This is a genomic window from Streptomyces sp. NBC_01210 (genome assembly GCF_036010325.1).
Lineage (GTDB): Bacteria > Actinomycetota > Actinomycetes > Streptomycetales > Streptomycetaceae > Streptomyces.
Genome location: NZ_CP108549.1, coordinates 2,394,097 through 2,408,227, shown reverse-complemented (window position 1 = coordinate 2,408,227; position 14,131 = coordinate 2,394,097). Strand labels below are relative to the sequence as shown.

Genomic DNA, 14,131 nt, shown 5'->3' with positions numbered 1-14,131 from the left:
CGGCCCGGGGGCTCGGCCGTGCCGGGCGCCAGGTCCTTCACAGCCCCGGAGTCTGGAGTCCACCCAGGTTAACTTGTAGAAAACTCAAGGACGTTGGGGTTGACGCGTTCATGTCTACGCGCGTCATGATGTCGGTATGCGAATCCCCCCCACGTATCGCCACTCTCGGCGGCATCGCCGCCCTCGCCTCCACCCTCCTCATCGGCGGACAGGCCACGGCCGCGCCCACGACCGTGGCCACGGTCGGTGACATCTGCTACTCCGACCTCCCCTCCCAGGCGCACGACACGCTCGACCTGATCGAGTCCGGCGGGCCGTTCCCGTACAGCCAGGACGGCACAGTCTTCTCGAACCGCGAAGGCGTCCTGCCGTCACACTCGTCCGGCTACTACCACGAGTACACCGTCAAGACGCCGGGCTCCTCCACCCGCGGCGCCCGCCGTATCGTCACGGGCAACGCGGCCCAGGAGGACTACTACACCGCCGACCACTACGCCTCGTTCGACCTCGTCGACTACGGCTGCTGAGCCGGTATCCTCCGCCCCGTGACGAAGACCTATGTGATCGACGGGGCGGAGGTCACCGGCCTGGAGAGCTTCTGGCGGGTGATCGGCGAAGCCGTGAACGGGTCCGGCGGATACTTCGGCCGGAATCTGGACGCCTTCGCCGACTGCCTCAGCGGCGGCTTCGGCACGCCGGACGACGGCGACTTCGTCATCGAGTGGCGCGACCACGAGCTCTCCCGCCGGGCGCTCGGGCGGGACGAGACCGTACGCCAGCTGCGGCTGCGGCTGGAGCGCGGCCATCCGCTGAACAGGGCCGCCATCCAGGCGGAGTTGGAAGAGGCGGAGGCCGGTCGTGGCGCGACCGTATTCGACTGGCTGGCGCAGATCATCGAGGAGCGGGTACCCGGCGGACTACGGCTGCGCTGAACCGGGTCAGCGGCAGCGCGGTGACGTCTGTTCCAGCCGACGCCTGAGCGGTACGTCCTGCAGATGCCGCACCGCGTCCACCGCCGTGTCCCGGGCATACCCGTCCGGATCCTCGTCCGCGAGAATCCTGGCCAACGCCGCAGCCGCACGCGGATCCTGACGCATCGCCAGGCCCCGGGCCGCCTCCGCGGCCGTGTCCGCGTCCGGGTCGTTGAGCCGTGCCGCCAGTGCCTCGCGGATCTCGTGCGTATCGGCCTCAACGCCCGCCAGCGCCATCGTCGCCCAGTCCCTGACATGGGTGTCCGCGTCCCGGCTCAGCGCGATCACCGCCTCGATGCCCTCCGCATGGCCACCGGGAACCAGCCCGCACAGCGCCAGCGCCACCCGGTGGCGCACCTCCGCGTCCGGATGCCCGGCATGCCGCAGGATCTCGGGCAGCGCGGCCGGATCCCCGTGGTGCCCGAGACCGAGGACGACCGCCTGGATCAGCTCTGGATCCCGCGCCTCCCGGGACAGCTCGCGCAGCAGCGGCAACGCCCGCGCGGCGAACGGCCGCCGCGGGCCGGACCCGTCGGGCCGGGCGTCCGCATCCCGCCCGGCGGCCCCGTCCCGCCCGGCGTCCTCATCCGGCCCCGGACCCACGAACCCCAGTTGCGCCAGCACATCCGCCGCGAACGCCTGCCGCAACGGATCGTCGCTCGCGCACCACGCGGCCGCCGCCTGGAAGGTCTCCTCGTCTCCCCGGCTCCACAGCGCCGTCAGCGACTCGACCCAGTCGTCCTGATCGGGATCCCCGCAGCGCAGGGCCCGTTCGGCCAGTTCCGCATACGGAGTCAGGATCCCCAGCTCGCCTTCCAGCAGCGTCGCGATCGCACCGTGGCCGGTCTGCTGCTCAGCGCCGGCCAGCGGCCTGCCGTCCCGCAGCAGCTCGACGACGACGGTCACCCCGCCGTCCTCCTCGACCCGGCGCGCGAAGGTCTCGTACTCCTCGCCGTCCCGCACCCCGTACGCCTGCAGCAGTCCCTCCCGCAGCTCCCTCTCCACATCCCGTACGAGCCACTGCCCGGCCTCCGCCAGCGCCGCCTCCGTCGCGCCGGCGCCGTGCCGCAGCAGGGCCCGCACCGTCGAAGGAGAGCCGCGCCGGGCGGCGAGCACCAGCGGCGGCTCGCCGCTCGGGCCCGGCAGATCGGGGTCGGCACCGTACTCCAGCAGCACCTCCACCGTCCCGGCGTGCCCCTGCCCCACCGCCCAGACCATGGCCGTGAAGCCGTACGCCTCCGGAAGATCGGGCCTGGCGCCCGCGGCGAGCAGCGCCCGTACCACCTCGGTGTGTCCGCCGACCGCGGCCCCGCACAGCGGCAGGTCCCCGGCCTCGGGGCCGCCCGCGCGCTCGGGCGCGGCTCCCGCGGCCAGCAGCAGCCGCACGATGCCCACCTCGTCGCTCACCGCCGCCAGATAGAGCGGCGTCTGCCCGTCCTCGTCGGTCACATCGGCGGGGGTCCCGGCCCTCAGCAGCCCTACGACAGCGTCTTCCGCGCCGCCGTGCACCGCCTCGAACAGTTCGCGGGCGCCCGCTGTCGGCTCTTTCGTCATGATTCGACACTACGGAAGATCGGTCAGGTGTCGCATTCCAGAATCGTGCGGCACAGCCCGCAGCGGACCCGCACCCGTCCCCGTACGGGAACCCGGATGCGCTGATGGCAGGTGGGGCACGAGAAGGAGACGAGCAGCCCGTCCGGCCCGCGCTCGAAGGCATACGGGGACGCGGCAGCAGCGTGGGCGGGGCCCGGGTGCTCCCGGGCGTAGCGCCGGTCCTTGGCGTAGCGAAGGTGGCCCGTCCAGCCCGCGGTCTTGAGCGGCGGCTGCTGTGTGTCGCGCAGTGCCTGGGTGCGGCCACTGGTGTAGGCGGTGTATCCCTGCGGGCTCGTGAACCAGGGGGAGGGGTCCTCGTCGAAGGCGATCGCCCGCTTGGCGAGGACGTAGCCGAACTCCTCCGGGGTGAGGTAGCCGAGCTTCTGGCTGGAGACGCTGTCCTCCCGGAACGCGTCGAGGAGCAGCCAGCCCGCGCCGAGATACGTGGTCGCGGTGTCGGTGAGGATCTCGTTGTCGCGGGTGCCGGGGAAGGACAGGTCGATCCGGTGCAGCAGCACATGCATGATCTCGTGGGCGAGGGCCGCGCCGATGTCCCTGCGATGAGTGCGGAAGCGGTCGTTGAGCTCGATGAAGTACTCCGGTCCCGCGGCCAGTTCGACGCTCGCGGCATGGTCCATCTCGCGGAAACTCACAATCATCCGGGCGTCCGGCAGCCGCAGATGCTGGACCAGGGCGCGGGCGACGCGTTGCGCGCCGAGATGCAGATCGTCCTGGTCGGAGAAGGCCACATCGGCCGGGACGACGCTCGGGGCGTAGGAGAGCACGGTCTCCCGCGAGAGGCGTCGGTAGAGCGCGGTGATTGCCGCCCGCACGGTGTCGAGGTGCGGAAAGCCGTGTACGACCTCGTTGCCGTTCGCCACCACTGCCCGTACCCCCCATGCACGACGGTCGGCCCGATCCAACTGTACGGGGAGGCGAGGTCGAATCCTCGCTGGTGACATGGCCGAAAACTGCTCCTTGTGGCGTGGTGATCCACTCTTCATAATCCGGATCACGCTTGTCCGGCTCATGACAGCGCGCGCGATGCTGAGGTGGACTCCGGCGCAGGCGTACATCTCAACCCCCCACGAAAGGCAGTCCGTTGAAGAAGCAGTTTGTGCGAGTGCTCCAGAGATGCGCCGCCGCCGGCGCTGTCGTCCTCGCCGCCATCAGCCTTCAGCCCACCTCGTCCTCGGCCGCCCCGGCGCCCGTCGTCGGCGGAACCCGCGCCGCTCAGGGCGAATTCCCGTTCATGGTCCGGCTCTCCATGGGCTGTGGCGGCGCGCTGTACGCCAAGAACATAGTGCTGACCGCCGCCCACTGTGTGAACGGTTCCGGCAACAACACCAGCATCACCGCGACCGCCGGCGTCGTCGACCTGCAGAGCTCCAGCGCCATCAAGGTCAAGTCGACCAAGGTCCTGCAGGCCCCCGGCTACAACGGCACCGGCAAGGACTGGGCGCTGATCAAGCTCGCCAAGAACATCGACCTCCCGACCCTGAAGATCGCCGACACGAAGGCGTACGACAACGGCACCTTCACGGTCGCCGGCTGGGGCGCGGCCACCGAGGGCGGCGGCCAGCAGCGCTACCTCCGCAAGGCCCAGGTGCCGTTCGTCTCCGACGCCAGCTGTAAGCAGGCGTACCCCGAACTCGTGTCCGGCGAGGAGATCTGCGCCGGGCTCAAGCAGGGCGGCGTGGACACCTGCCAGGGTGACTCCGGCGGCCCGATGTTCCGCAAGGACAACAACAACGCGTGGATCCAGGTCGGCATCGTGAGCTGGGGCGAGGGCTGCGCACGGCCCAACTTCCCGGGTGTCTACACCGAGGTGTCCACCTTCGCCGCCGCCATCAAGTCCGCGGCGGCAGACCTCTAGTTACCGGGACTTCGCTGGTTACCGGGGCTTCGCCCCGGACCTCCGTACGGTCTGCGGCCGTGCGCGGGGTCCGGGGCGGAGCCCCGGGGAAAAGGTCACCCCAGACAGACGGACGGACGTCCCCGCCGCCTCCAGCTCCAGCACCCATACCTCGTTCGTGCCCACGCGCAGCACCGGCCCGGGAACGTACAGCGTGTGCTGCGGGCCCGCCGACCAGTATCGGCCGAGGTCGAAGCCGTTCACCCAGGCGAAACCCCGTGTCCAGCCCGGCAGTTCCAGCGACGCGTCGCCGGGCTCGCTCACCTCGAACGAAGCGCGGTACAGGCCCGTCGACCCCTCCTCGGCCGGCGCGCGGAACGGCACCTTCGCGACCGCGTCCGCCTCCTCGAAGGCATCCAGCCGCAGCCCCCGAGCCCGTACGCCGTGCAGATACTGCCGCTCGTGCAGTACACCTCCCGCTATGCCCTTGGGCTCGCCCGTCCGCGGCCCGTAGTTGACGCGCCCCAGCGACTCCACCCACAGCTCCACCGCGGCGGGCCCGGCCACGGGCTCCTCGAGCGCGGCGTCCTCGCCGCTCAGCACCCCGGCCCGCACCCCGTCGACATACACGACGGCCAGGTCCCGCAGGCCGGACACGCCCAGCGGGTACGGCTGCCGCGTGCCCGGAACACCGACCCGGTAGCGGACCAGACCACGGTCCACGCCCAGCTCCTCGAACGTGGGCGGAACAGGCCCCTCCGACTCATCGCCGCCGAGCGTCTCCAGTACCTCGTCGAGCGGCGCCCACTCGGTGAGCTCCACCCGCACCGGCGCACCCAGAGCGGCGGGCGCCGGCGGCAGCTCCGGCAGCGGACCCGCCTGGAACAGCGCGAGCACGTCCCGGAACAGCCGGAACTTCTCCGTCGGCCGCCCGTACTCGTCGATCGGCGCGTCGTAGTCGTACGACGTGACGTCCGGCTGGAGCCCGCCCATGTGCAGCGCGCCGCCACCCCGGTTGGCCCCCGCCCAGCCGGCGAAGTTCGTGCCGCCGTGCGCCATATAGACATTGACCGAGGCGCCGCACTCAAGGATCTCGCGCAGCGCTGCCGCGGCATCCGCCGGGTCCCGTACGACATGCTCCCCGCCCCAGTGGTCGAACCAGCCGCACCAGAACTCCATGCACATCAGCGGCCCCCGCGGCTGATGGCGGCGCAGCGTCCGGAAGCTCTCACGGGCCCCCGCCCCGAAGTTCACCGTTGCCAGCACCCCGGGCACCGAGCCGCCGGTGAGCATATGGTCCTCGGGCCCGTCGGAGGTGAACAGTGGCACGGTCACCCCGCAGCCCCTCAGCAGATCCACGAGATGGCGCAGATAGCCCTGGTCGGAGCCGTAGCTGCCGTACTCGTTCTCGACCTGCACCATGATCACCGGGCCGCCGAGCCCGATCTGCCGCTCCACCACCTGTGGCAGCAGCCGGGTGAACCACCGCTCCACATGCCCCAGATACTCGGCGTCGTCCGTGCGCACCCGTCGTCCGAGCCGTCCGGTCAGCCAGTGCGGCAGCCCGCCGTTCTCCCACTCGGCGCAGATGTACGGCCCCGGCCGCACGATCGCCGACAGTCCTGCCGCCTGTGCGGCGTCGAGGAACCGGCCCAGTGCGTCGGCGTCCGCGTACCGGCCGGGCTCCGGCTCATGCAGATTCCACGGGACGTACGTCTCGACGCAGTTGAGGCCCATGGCCCGCAGCATCGCCAGCCGGTGGTCCCACTGTGCCTCGTGCACCCGGAAGTAGTGCAGCGCTCCCGACAGCAGCCGCACGGGCCGCCCGTCCACCAGGAAGTCCGTATCACCCACAGTGAACTCAGCCACCGTCCACCCCCTTTCGCGCCCGGTCCACCTCCGGGCGCCCGCGCCCACCATCGCCCCCTGGCGGCGAGCCGGTCCATGGACAAAGATCGGCGCTGTTTGGACGCAACGTCGGACGCAAGGTTCGGCACCCGGCGCCCAGGGAGAGGACGGAAGCGGATGTACCACACCTGGATGCGCTATTTCACCCCGAGCCCCGTCCAGCACCGCCTCGGTCTGGCCTGTCTCGGCGTCGGCCTCCAGCACGGTGTCCTGCCCACCGTCGGACCCCGCACCCTCGACCACCATGTCGCCGTCGTGATCAGTGCCGGCCGCGGCTGGTTCCGTGGCCCCGACGGACGGCGCGCCACCGTGACCGCCCCCGCTCTGATCTGGCTCACGCCCGGCGTTCCGCACCACTACGGTCCCGATCCGGCAGGCGGCTGGGACGAGAGTTTCGTCGACTTCACCGGGCCCGCGACCGCCACCTACACCGAACTCGGCTACATCGAGCCGGACCGGCCCGTCGTACCGCTCTCCGACGCCGCCGGGGCCCGCGCCGCCGTCGGCCGTATCGCCCGCGCCGCACGCCGCGGCAACCCGCTCCTGGAGGTCGAGACCGGCGCCGCCGTCCATGAACTCCTGGTCGCCCTGCGCCGCGCCCGCGCCGACACCAACACCGAGGGCGACCCGGTGCTCACCGCACTCGCGCGCGACGCCTTCCAGCCGCTGTCCGTCGCCGAACACGCGGCCCGGCACGGAATGACCCCCGCCGAACTGCGCAGCGCCGTTCGCCGCGGCGCGGGCTGCAGCCCCAAGGACTACCTGCTCGGCATCCGCCTCGGCCGCGCGAAGGAACTGCTCGCGGCCACCGAACTGCCCGTCGCCGCCGTCGCCCGCCGCATCGGCTACGAAGACCCGGCCTACTTCTCCCGGCTGTTCACCCGCCGTGTCGGCATCGCGCCCATCCGCTTCCGTGAGCAGCAGGGCCGCACCGTCCCCGGCGGCTGGAGCAACCAGATCCCGGACCCTGAACACCCCCCGACGATCACCACGTGATCGACGTAAGCTCGCTGACCATGAGCACGAGGGACACCGACGAGACCGTACGCGCCGAACTGAACAGGCTGCGCGAGAGCATCGACAACATCGACGCGGCGGTCGTCCATATGCTCGCCGAGCGCTTCAAGTGCACCCAGCAGGTCGGCCACCTCAAGGCGCGACACCATCTGCCGCCCGCCGACCCGGCCCGCGAGGCCCGCCAGATCGAGCGGCTGCGGCAGCTGGCGGAGAGCGCCAAACTGGATCCGGCGTTCGCCGAGAAGCTGCTGAACTTCATCATCGCCGAGGTCATCCGCCACCACGAGACGATCGCCCGCTCCTGACCGCACCGCCCCTGCGTACTTCGTACGGGCGAAAGCGCCGCACGCTGCTGGAAAGTGCCGCACGCTACTCGTAGCGTGGGTGCTATGACCACAAGAGTGCCGATCCGCCAGCTTCAGCAGCACGCGAGCGAACTCATCGAGAGGGTCGCGGCCGGGGAGCGCGTGGAGATCACGCGCAACGGCAGGCTCGTTGCGGTGCTTGCCCCGCCGGACCCGGAGCAGCGGGTGATGGAGGACCTCGTCCGCACGGGCACCGTCGACCCGGAGAACGCCGAATCCGCCCGCGGGCTCGGCGACTGGCAGCCACTGGCCGCCCGTCCCGGTCCGCCCGCCCGGCTCTCCGAGGTCCTGCTGGCGATGCGAGAGGAAGAGGACCGTTGATCTACCTCGATTCCTGCGCGCTGCTGAAGCTGCTCCTCCCCGAGCCCGAGACGGACGCGCTGCGCACCTTTCTGGCCGCACGGGCCGCGGAAGGCCATGTCACCGCAGCGCTTACCCAAACCGAGGTGGCCCGCACACTCGTACGCGCAGGGGCGGACCCCGAAGTGGGGGACGCCGCAGAGGAGATGCTCGACCGCGTACTGCGCATCCGTCTCACCGACCCGATCCTGCGCGCAGCCGGCCAGTTCCCGCAGCGCCACTTGCGCAGCCTCGACGCGATCCACCTCGCGTGTGCCGAACACCTCGAACAGGCGCTGACCGCGTTCGTCACCTACGACAAGCGGCTGGCCGCGGCGGCCACTGAGCGGGACCTGCCGGTCGAGGCCCCCGGCGCGTAGAAGCGCGTGCGCTGACAGCGCAATCAATACCCCGTGTGCGGAGCAGGACCCATCGGGCAGCATGGCCCCCATGCCCGTACTGACGCGCGACGAAGCGCAGACCCGAGCCCAGCTCCTCGACGTCCAGCGGTACACGATCGACCTCGATCTCACCACCGGCGAGGAGACCTTCGACTCCCGAACCGTCATCCAGTTCACCGCACGTGCGGCCGGGGACACCTTCGTCGAACTCAAGCCCGCCGTACTGCGCTCCGTCACCCTCGACGGGCAGCCGCTCGACCCCGAGAAACTGGCCGAGAACCGGCTCGCGCTCACCGGCCTCACCGCCGGCGAGCACGAGCTGCGCGTCGAGGCGGACATGCGCTACTCCCGCACCGGCGAAGGCATGCACCGCTTCACCGACCCCACCGACGGTGAGACGTACGTCTACACCCAGCTCTTCATGGAAGACGTCCAGCGCGTCTTCGCCGCCTTCGACCAGCCCGACCTCAAGGCCGTCTTCGAGCTCTCCGTCACCGCGCCCGAGGGCTGGAGCGTGCTGGGCAACGGCATCGCCACCCCGAACGGCGAAGGCCGCTGGACCTGCGCGGAAACGCCGCCGCTCGCCACCTACTTCGTCGCCGTCGCCGCCGGCCCCTGGCACTCCGTGCGCAGCGAGCACGCCGGACTGCCCTTCGGCATCCACTGCCGCCGCTCGCTGGCGCCGTACCTCGACGCGGACGCCGAGGAGATCCTCGAGATCACGCGCCAGTGCTACGACCGGTACCACGAGAAGTTCGAGGAGCCGTACCCCTTCGACTCGTACGACCAGGCCTTCGTGCCCGAGTTCAACGCCGGCGCGATGGAGAACCCGGGCCTGGTCACCTTCCGCGACGAGTTCATCTACCGCTCCGCCGTCACCGACACCGAGCGGCAGACCCGCGCCATGGTCATCGCCCACGAGATGGCCCATATGTGGTTCGGCGACCTCGTCACCCTCAAGTGGTGGGACGACATCTGGCTGAACGAATCCTTCGCCGAGTACATGGGCTACCAGACCCTCACCGAGGCCACCCGCTTCACCGACACCTGGGTCGACTTCGGCATCGGCCGCAAGTCCTGGGGTTACGACGCCGACCAGCGGCCCTCCACCCACCCGGTCGCCCCCGACCCGGAAGCCGTCCCCGACACCGCGTCCGCGATGCTCAACTTCGACGGCATCTCCTACGCCAAGGGCGCCTCGGCGCTGCGCCAGCTGGTGGCCTGGCTGGGCGAGAAGGACTTCCTCGCCGGTATCAACACCCACTTCGCCCGGCACAAGTTCTCCAACGCCACCCTCGCCGACTTCATCGACTCACTCGCGCATGCCACCGACCGAGATGTGCACGGCTGGGCCGAGTCCTGGCTGCGTACGACAGGTGTCGACACCCTCACCCCGGCGATCGCCGAGTCCGAGGGCAGTTGGTCGCTGACGGTCGCGCACGACGGCAGCCGCCCGCACCGCATCGCCGTGGGCACGTACGACGCCGACCCGGTGGACGCGGGCCGGCTGGTGCTGCGCGACCGCATCGAACTGGACATCCCGCAGAGCCGGAACGGCGCCCACCCGGGCCGCCGCCCGGCCCTCGTCGTCCTGAACGACGGCGACCTCAGCTACGCCAAGGTCCGGCTGGACGCCGCCTCCTGGGACACGGCCGTACGTTCCCTCTCCGGCATCCCGGACCCGCTGACCCGCGCCGTCGTCTGGAACGCCGCACGCGACATGGTCCGCGACGGCGAGCTCGCCCCCACCGCCTATCTGGAGGCGGCCCGCGCCCACCTCCCGCGCGAGTCGGACCTCGCAGTCGTCCAGGGCATCCTCACCTTCGCCGCGACGCAGCTCGCCGACCGCTACCTCCCCGCCGAGGACCGGCCCGCCGCCCTCGCCGCACTCAGGGACATCTGCCGCGCACTGCTGCGCCGTACCGAGGACGGCAGCGACCAGGGCCTGCGCCTCACCGCCGTACGCCACTTCATCGACGCCGCCGCGCAGCCGGAGACGCTCCAGGAGTGGCTCGGCGACGGCAGCGTGCCCGGCGGCCCGGAGCTCGACCCGGAGCTGCGCTGGCGCATCCTGTACCGCCTCGCGGTCCTCGGCGCGACCGACGACAAGGCGATCGCCGCGGAACTGGACCGGGACCCCAGCGCCACCGGCCAGGAAGGCGCGGCCCGCTGCCGCGCCGCACTGCCCACTCCGGAGGCGAAGGCGGCCGCCTGGGAACGCCTCTTCACCTCCGACACCCTCTCCAACTACCTGTTCACCGCCACAGCCCAGGGCTTCTGGCAGCCCGAACAGGCCGATCTGGTACGCGAGTACGTGCCCCGCTACTACCCGGACTCGGTCGCGCTCGCCGCCCGCCGCGGACCCGCGATAGCGGATGCCGCGGGCCGCTACGCCTTCCCGCTGCACGCCGTGGACGCGGAGACGCTGGGGCTGGGCGAGGAGTGTCTGCGCGACGCGGAGATGATCCCGGCGCTGCGCCGCAAGCTCGTCGACCAACTCGACGATCTGCGCCGGGCGTTGGCGGTACGCGGCGGGTAGCCGGTGGGCCGGGGGCTGCCGCCCCCGGACGCCCCTCGGGCGTGTCCTCAATCGCCGGGCGGGCTGCATCAATCGCCGGGCGGGCTGAATTCCAGCCCGTCCGGCACGCGGCGGAGCCGCACATCAGCGCGGTGGGAAGGGGTGGGACGGGGAAACGGAACCTCGTCCGCCATAGCAGCGACCCCCACCCCAACTCCCCCCTTCCCCCACGCGGTACCACTTTCGGGTTCGGATCGTTGAGCTCTGCGGACACCCCACGGGATCACCCGTACACCCTGGGGTTGTGCCACCTCCGCGCTCCCCGAAGGACCCCGCATGAGTACGCCGCCCCCTGGCCCGGCCCTCGCCGGAGGCACCGCAGGACCCGACGCCCTGCGGCCGCTGCTCGCCGTCGTGCTCGACGCACTCCACGACGGCGCGGCGCAACGCGGCGGGCCGCTCCCGGCAGGCGGCCCCGAGACCGTCGCCGCGCGGCTGCGCGAGGCCGCCGAGCCGCTGCTCCCCGAGCGCGGCACCGGCGCCGAAGAGGCCCTCCGCAGCCTCGTCCACGCCGTCGCGCAGGGCGCGGCCGACCCGGCGGACCCGCTGTGCGCCGCCCATCTCCACACCCCGCCACTCGCACTCGCCGTCGCCGCCGATCTCGCCGCGTCCGCGCTCAACCCCTCCATGGACTCCTGGGACCAGGCCCCCGCCGCCTCCGAGCTGGAGGCCGCCGCCACCCGCACCCTCGCCGCCGAGGTCTACCCGCGCGGGCCCGACCCCGACGCCCTGGTCACCACCGGCGGCACCGAGTCCAACCAGCTCGCCCTGCTGCTGGCCCGCGAACGCCACGGCGCCGTCCAGGTCGTCTGCGGAGCCGGCACCCACCACTCCGTACACCGCGCCGCCTGGCTGCTGGGCCTGCCCGAGCCGGTCACCGTCCCCGCCCCCTCCGGCACCATCGACCTCGCCGCCCTGGACGACGCCCTCACCGATCTGTACGGCCCCCTCCTCGTCGCCGCCACCGCGGGGACCACCGACACCGGGCGAATCGATCCGCTGCCCGAGATCGCCGACCTCTGCGAGCGGCACGGCGCCGAGCTCCATGTCGACGCGGCCTACGGCGGACCGCTGCTCTTCAGCGCGTCCCGCCGCTCCCTGCTGAACGGCCTGGACCGAGCCCAGTCCGTCACCATCGATCTGCACAAAATGGGCTGGCAGCCGGTCGCCGCAGGTCTGCTCGCCGTAGCGGACCGGGCCTGCCTCGCCCCACTCGGTCACATCGCCGACTACCTCAACGCCGACGACGACACCGAAGCCGGCCTGCCCGACCTGCTGGGCCGCTCCCTGCGTACGACCCGACGCCCCGACATCCTCAAGATCGCCGTTACCCTCAGAGCGCTGGGCCGCACCGGCCTCGGCGCACTCGTCGACCGCACCTGCGCCGCCGCCCACCACTTCGCCGACCTCATCGAGCAGACCCCCGGCCTCGAGCTGTACCAGCGGCCCACGCTCTCCACTGTCCTGTTCCGACCGGTCACAGCCACCGACGAACAGACCGCCGACATCCGCCGCACGCTCCTCGCCGAAGGCCGCGCGGTCCTCGGCCGGGCACGCGTGGACGACCGCCTCTGGCTCAAGGCCACCCTCCTCAACCCCCACGCCACCCCCGGCGACCTGGCAGCTCTGATCCAAGAAGTCCTGATCGAACTCGCGGAAGGCAGCACCCCCCGATGACCGGCACGCCCCCGACCGAACGCGCCCAGCCCCAAGACCTCGTGGGCATCGGTATCGGCCCGTTCAACCTCTCCCTCGCCGCGCTCGCCGACCGCGTCCCCGGCGGTATCGCCGCCACCTTCTACGAGCAGCGGCCCGCCTTCCACTGGCACCCCGGCCTGCTGATCGAGGGCGCGACGCTCCAAGTCCCCTTCCTCGCCGATCTGGTGACCCTCGCCGACCCGGCCAGCCCCTGGACGTTCCTCAACTACCTGCGCGCCCGGGACCGGCTCTTCCCCTTCTACTTCGCCGAGCGGTTCCACATCCAGCGCTCCGAGTACGACGACTACTGCCGCTGGGTCAGCGACCATCTCCCGAGCCTGTACTTCGGCCACCAGATCGACGCCGTCCGCTGGAACCCCGAACGCTCCCTCTTCGAGGTGGACTTCACCCAGCTCGACGCCGACGGCGGGGCGGAGGCGCTGGGCCGCGCGTACAGCCGGCACATCGCGCTCGGCGTCGGCACCGAGCCGTACATCCCCGAGCCGCTCAAACCGCTCGCCGAAGCCCCCGCCGTCCCGGTCATCCACGCCGCGGACTATCTCGACAACCGGCAGCGGCTGCTGGCCGCCGAACACATCACGATCATCGGCTCGGGACAGTCGGGCGCAGAGGTCTTTCTCGATCTGCTGCGCGCCCGGCCCGAAGGAGCCGAGAAGATCCACTGGCTGGCCCGTTCCGAGGCGTTCGCGCCGATGGAGTACTCCAAACTCGGCCTGGAGCACTTCACGCCCGACTACACCCGCTACTTCCACGCCCTGCCCGAGCGGACCCGCGACGCGCTCGTCCCGCGCCAGTGGCAGCTCCACAAGGGCATCGACGCCGACACCATCGCCGCGATCCACGCCGAGCTCTACCGCCGCACCCTGCACGGCGGCTGGCCCGACGCCGTCCTCACCCCCGGCGTCTGTGTACGCACCGCGGGCCGCGTCGCCACCACCAAGGTCGAACTCCACCTCGAGCACGCCCAGCAGGGCACCCGCTCCCGCCTCACCACCGACGCCGTGGTCCTCGCCACCGGCTACCGCGAGCGCCCGCTCGACCGGATGCTCGCCGGTATCGACCCGTATGTGCGCCGCGACGCGGTAGGCCGACCGCACATCGACGACCACTTCCGGCTCGTCCTCGACGGCTCGGTCACCGGCTCCGTATACGTACAGAACGCCGAACGGCACACGCACGGCGTCGGCGCCCCCGACCTCGGCCTCGCGGCCTGGCGCAGCGCGAGCATCCTCAACTCCCTCACCGGCAAGGAGCCCTACCCGCTGCCGCGCCGCACCGCCTTCACCAGCTTCGGCCTGGAACGACGCGAGGCGCCCGGCATCCCCGCACCGGCGCCGGAGCTGACGCCCCTCGCCCGGGGAAACTGAACGCCTCGCGACGAAACC

General features: G+C 71.5%; 13 protein-coding genes. 10 read left to right on the top strand and 3 right to left on the bottom strand.

Translation table 11 applies throughout. From position 1 onward, the window contains the following. Nucleotides 1-110 precede the first annotated feature (110 nt). Together OG735_RS10960 and OG735_RS10955 are read left to right on the top strand one after the other, a co-directional pair. Nucleotides 111-527, top strand: coding sequence for a ribonuclease (locus OG735_RS10960; RefSeq protein ID WP_327322951.1), 417 nt, complete (start codon nucleotides 111-113; stop codon nucleotides 525-527). An 18-nt stretch (nucleotides 528-545) separates the two neighbouring features. Beyond that, a complete protein-coding gene (locus OG735_RS10955) occupies nucleotides 546-932 on the top strand; it encodes a barstar family protein (protein WP_327322950.1) in 387 nt (128 codons plus the stop codon). Between the two features lie 6 nt (nucleotides 933-938). Here OG735_RS10955 and OG735_RS10950 read toward each other — a convergent pair whose 3' ends face one another. Together OG735_RS10950 and OG735_RS10945 are read right to left on the bottom strand one after the other, a co-directional pair. Then, complete coding sequence (locus tag OG735_RS10950) at nucleotides 939-2,525, bottom strand: ankyrin repeat domain-containing protein (protein WP_327322949.1); 1,587 nt, start codon at nucleotides 2,523-2,525, stop codon at nucleotides 939-941. 23 nt (nucleotides 2,526-2,548) lie between these two features. Further along, nucleotides 2,549-3,445, bottom strand: a complete 897-nt coding sequence (locus OG735_RS10945; protein ID WP_327322948.1) for a hypothetical protein — start codon at nucleotides 3,443-3,445, stop codon at nucleotides 2,549-2,551. 236 nt (nucleotides 3,446-3,681) lie between these two features. Between OG735_RS10945 and OG735_RS10940 the strand changes: the two genes are divergently transcribed. Then, complete coding sequence (locus OG735_RS10940; protein ID WP_327322947.1) at nucleotides 3,682-4,440, top strand: S1 family peptidase; 759 nt, start codon at nucleotides 3,682-3,684, stop codon at nucleotides 4,438-4,440. A gap of 18 nt (nucleotides 4,441-4,458) precedes the next feature. Here OG735_RS10940 and OG735_RS10935 read toward each other — a convergent pair whose 3' ends face one another. Next, nucleotides 4,459-6,288 (bottom strand): glycoside hydrolase family 35 protein, encoded by a 1,830-nt coding sequence (locus OG735_RS10935; RefSeq protein ID WP_327322946.1) that lies wholly within the window; start codon nucleotides 6,286-6,288, stop codon nucleotides 4,459-4,461. 156 nt (nucleotides 6,289-6,444) lie between these two features. Between OG735_RS10935 and OG735_RS10930 the strand changes: the two genes are divergently transcribed. The 7 genes from OG735_RS10930 to OG735_RS10900 all read left to right on the top strand — a co-directional run bounded on the left by OG735_RS10930 (nucleotide 6,445) and on the right by OG735_RS10900 (nucleotide 14,113). Then, complete coding sequence (locus OG735_RS10930; RefSeq protein ID WP_327322945.1) at nucleotides 6,445-7,323, top strand: helix-turn-helix domain-containing protein; 879 nt, start codon at nucleotides 6,445-6,447, stop codon at nucleotides 7,321-7,323. 20 nt (nucleotides 7,324-7,343) lie between these two features. Further along, nucleotides 7,344-7,649, top strand: a complete 306-nt coding sequence (locus tag OG735_RS10925; protein ID WP_327322944.1) for a chorismate mutase — start codon at nucleotides 7,344-7,346, stop codon at nucleotides 7,647-7,649. Between the two features lie 84 nt (nucleotides 7,650-7,733). Then, complete coding sequence (locus tag OG735_RS10920; RefSeq protein ID WP_327322943.1) at nucleotides 7,734-8,030, top strand: type II toxin-antitoxin system Phd/YefM family antitoxin; 297 nt, start codon at nucleotides 7,734-7,736, stop codon at nucleotides 8,028-8,030. After that, a complete protein-coding gene (locus OG735_RS10915) occupies nucleotides 8,027-8,428 on the top strand; it encodes a type II toxin-antitoxin system VapC family toxin (RefSeq protein ID WP_327322942.1) in 402 nt (133 codons plus the stop codon). Before OG735_RS10920 ends, OG735_RS10915 begins: the two co-directional genes overlap by 4 nt. 70 nt (nucleotides 8,429-8,498) lie before the next feature. Next, complete coding sequence (gene pepN / locus OG735_RS10910; protein WP_327322941.1) at nucleotides 8,499-10,988, top strand: aminopeptidase N; 2,490 nt, start codon at nucleotides 8,499-8,501, stop codon at nucleotides 10,986-10,988. Between the two features lie 315 nt (nucleotides 10,989-11,303). Further along, entirely contained in the window at nucleotides 11,304-12,704 is a 1,401-nt protein-coding gene (locus tag OG735_RS10905; RefSeq protein WP_327322940.1) for a pyridoxal phosphate-dependent decarboxylase family protein, read from the top strand. Then, nucleotides 12,701-14,113 (top strand): lysine N(6)-hydroxylase/L-ornithine N(5)-oxygenase family protein, encoded by a 1,413-nt coding sequence (locus tag OG735_RS10900; protein WP_327322939.1) that lies wholly within the window; start codon nucleotides 12,701-12,703, stop codon nucleotides 14,111-14,113. Before OG735_RS10905 ends, OG735_RS10900 begins: the two co-directional genes overlap by 4 nt. The last annotated feature ends 18 nt before the right edge of the window (nucleotides 14,114-14,131 follow it).

Excerpts from the sequence above, each read along its gene's own strand:
- OG735_RS10905 (WP_327322940.1), top strand. The coding sequence starts at position 11,304 with ATGAGTACGCCGCCCCCTGGCCCGGCCCTCGCCGGAGGCACCGCAGGA.
- OG735_RS10960 (WP_327322951.1), top strand. The coding sequence starts at position 111 with ATGTCTACGCGCGTCATGATGTCGGTATGCGAATCCCCCCCACGTATC.
- OG735_RS10950 (WP_327322949.1), bottom strand. The coding sequence starts at position 2,525 with ATGACGAAAGAGCCGACAGCGGGCGCCCGCGAACTGTTCGAGGCGGTG.
- pepN (WP_327322941.1), top strand. The coding sequence starts at position 8,499 with ATGCCCGTACTGACGCGCGACGAAGCGCAGACCCGAGCCCAGCTCCTC.
- OG735_RS10930 (WP_327322945.1), top strand. The coding sequence starts at position 6,445 with ATGTACCACACCTGGATGCGCTATTTCACCCCGAGCCCCGTCCAGCAC.
- OG735_RS10925 (WP_327322944.1), top strand. The coding sequence starts at position 7,344 with ATGAGCACGAGGGACACCGACGAGACCGTACGCGCCGAACTGAACAGG.
- OG735_RS10900 (WP_327322939.1), top strand. The coding sequence starts at position 12,701 with ATGACCGGCACGCCCCCGACCGAACGCGCCCAGCCCCAAGACCTCGTG.
- OG735_RS10920 (WP_327322943.1), top strand. The coding sequence starts at position 7,734 with ATGACCACAAGAGTGCCGATCCGCCAGCTTCAGCAGCACGCGAGCGAA.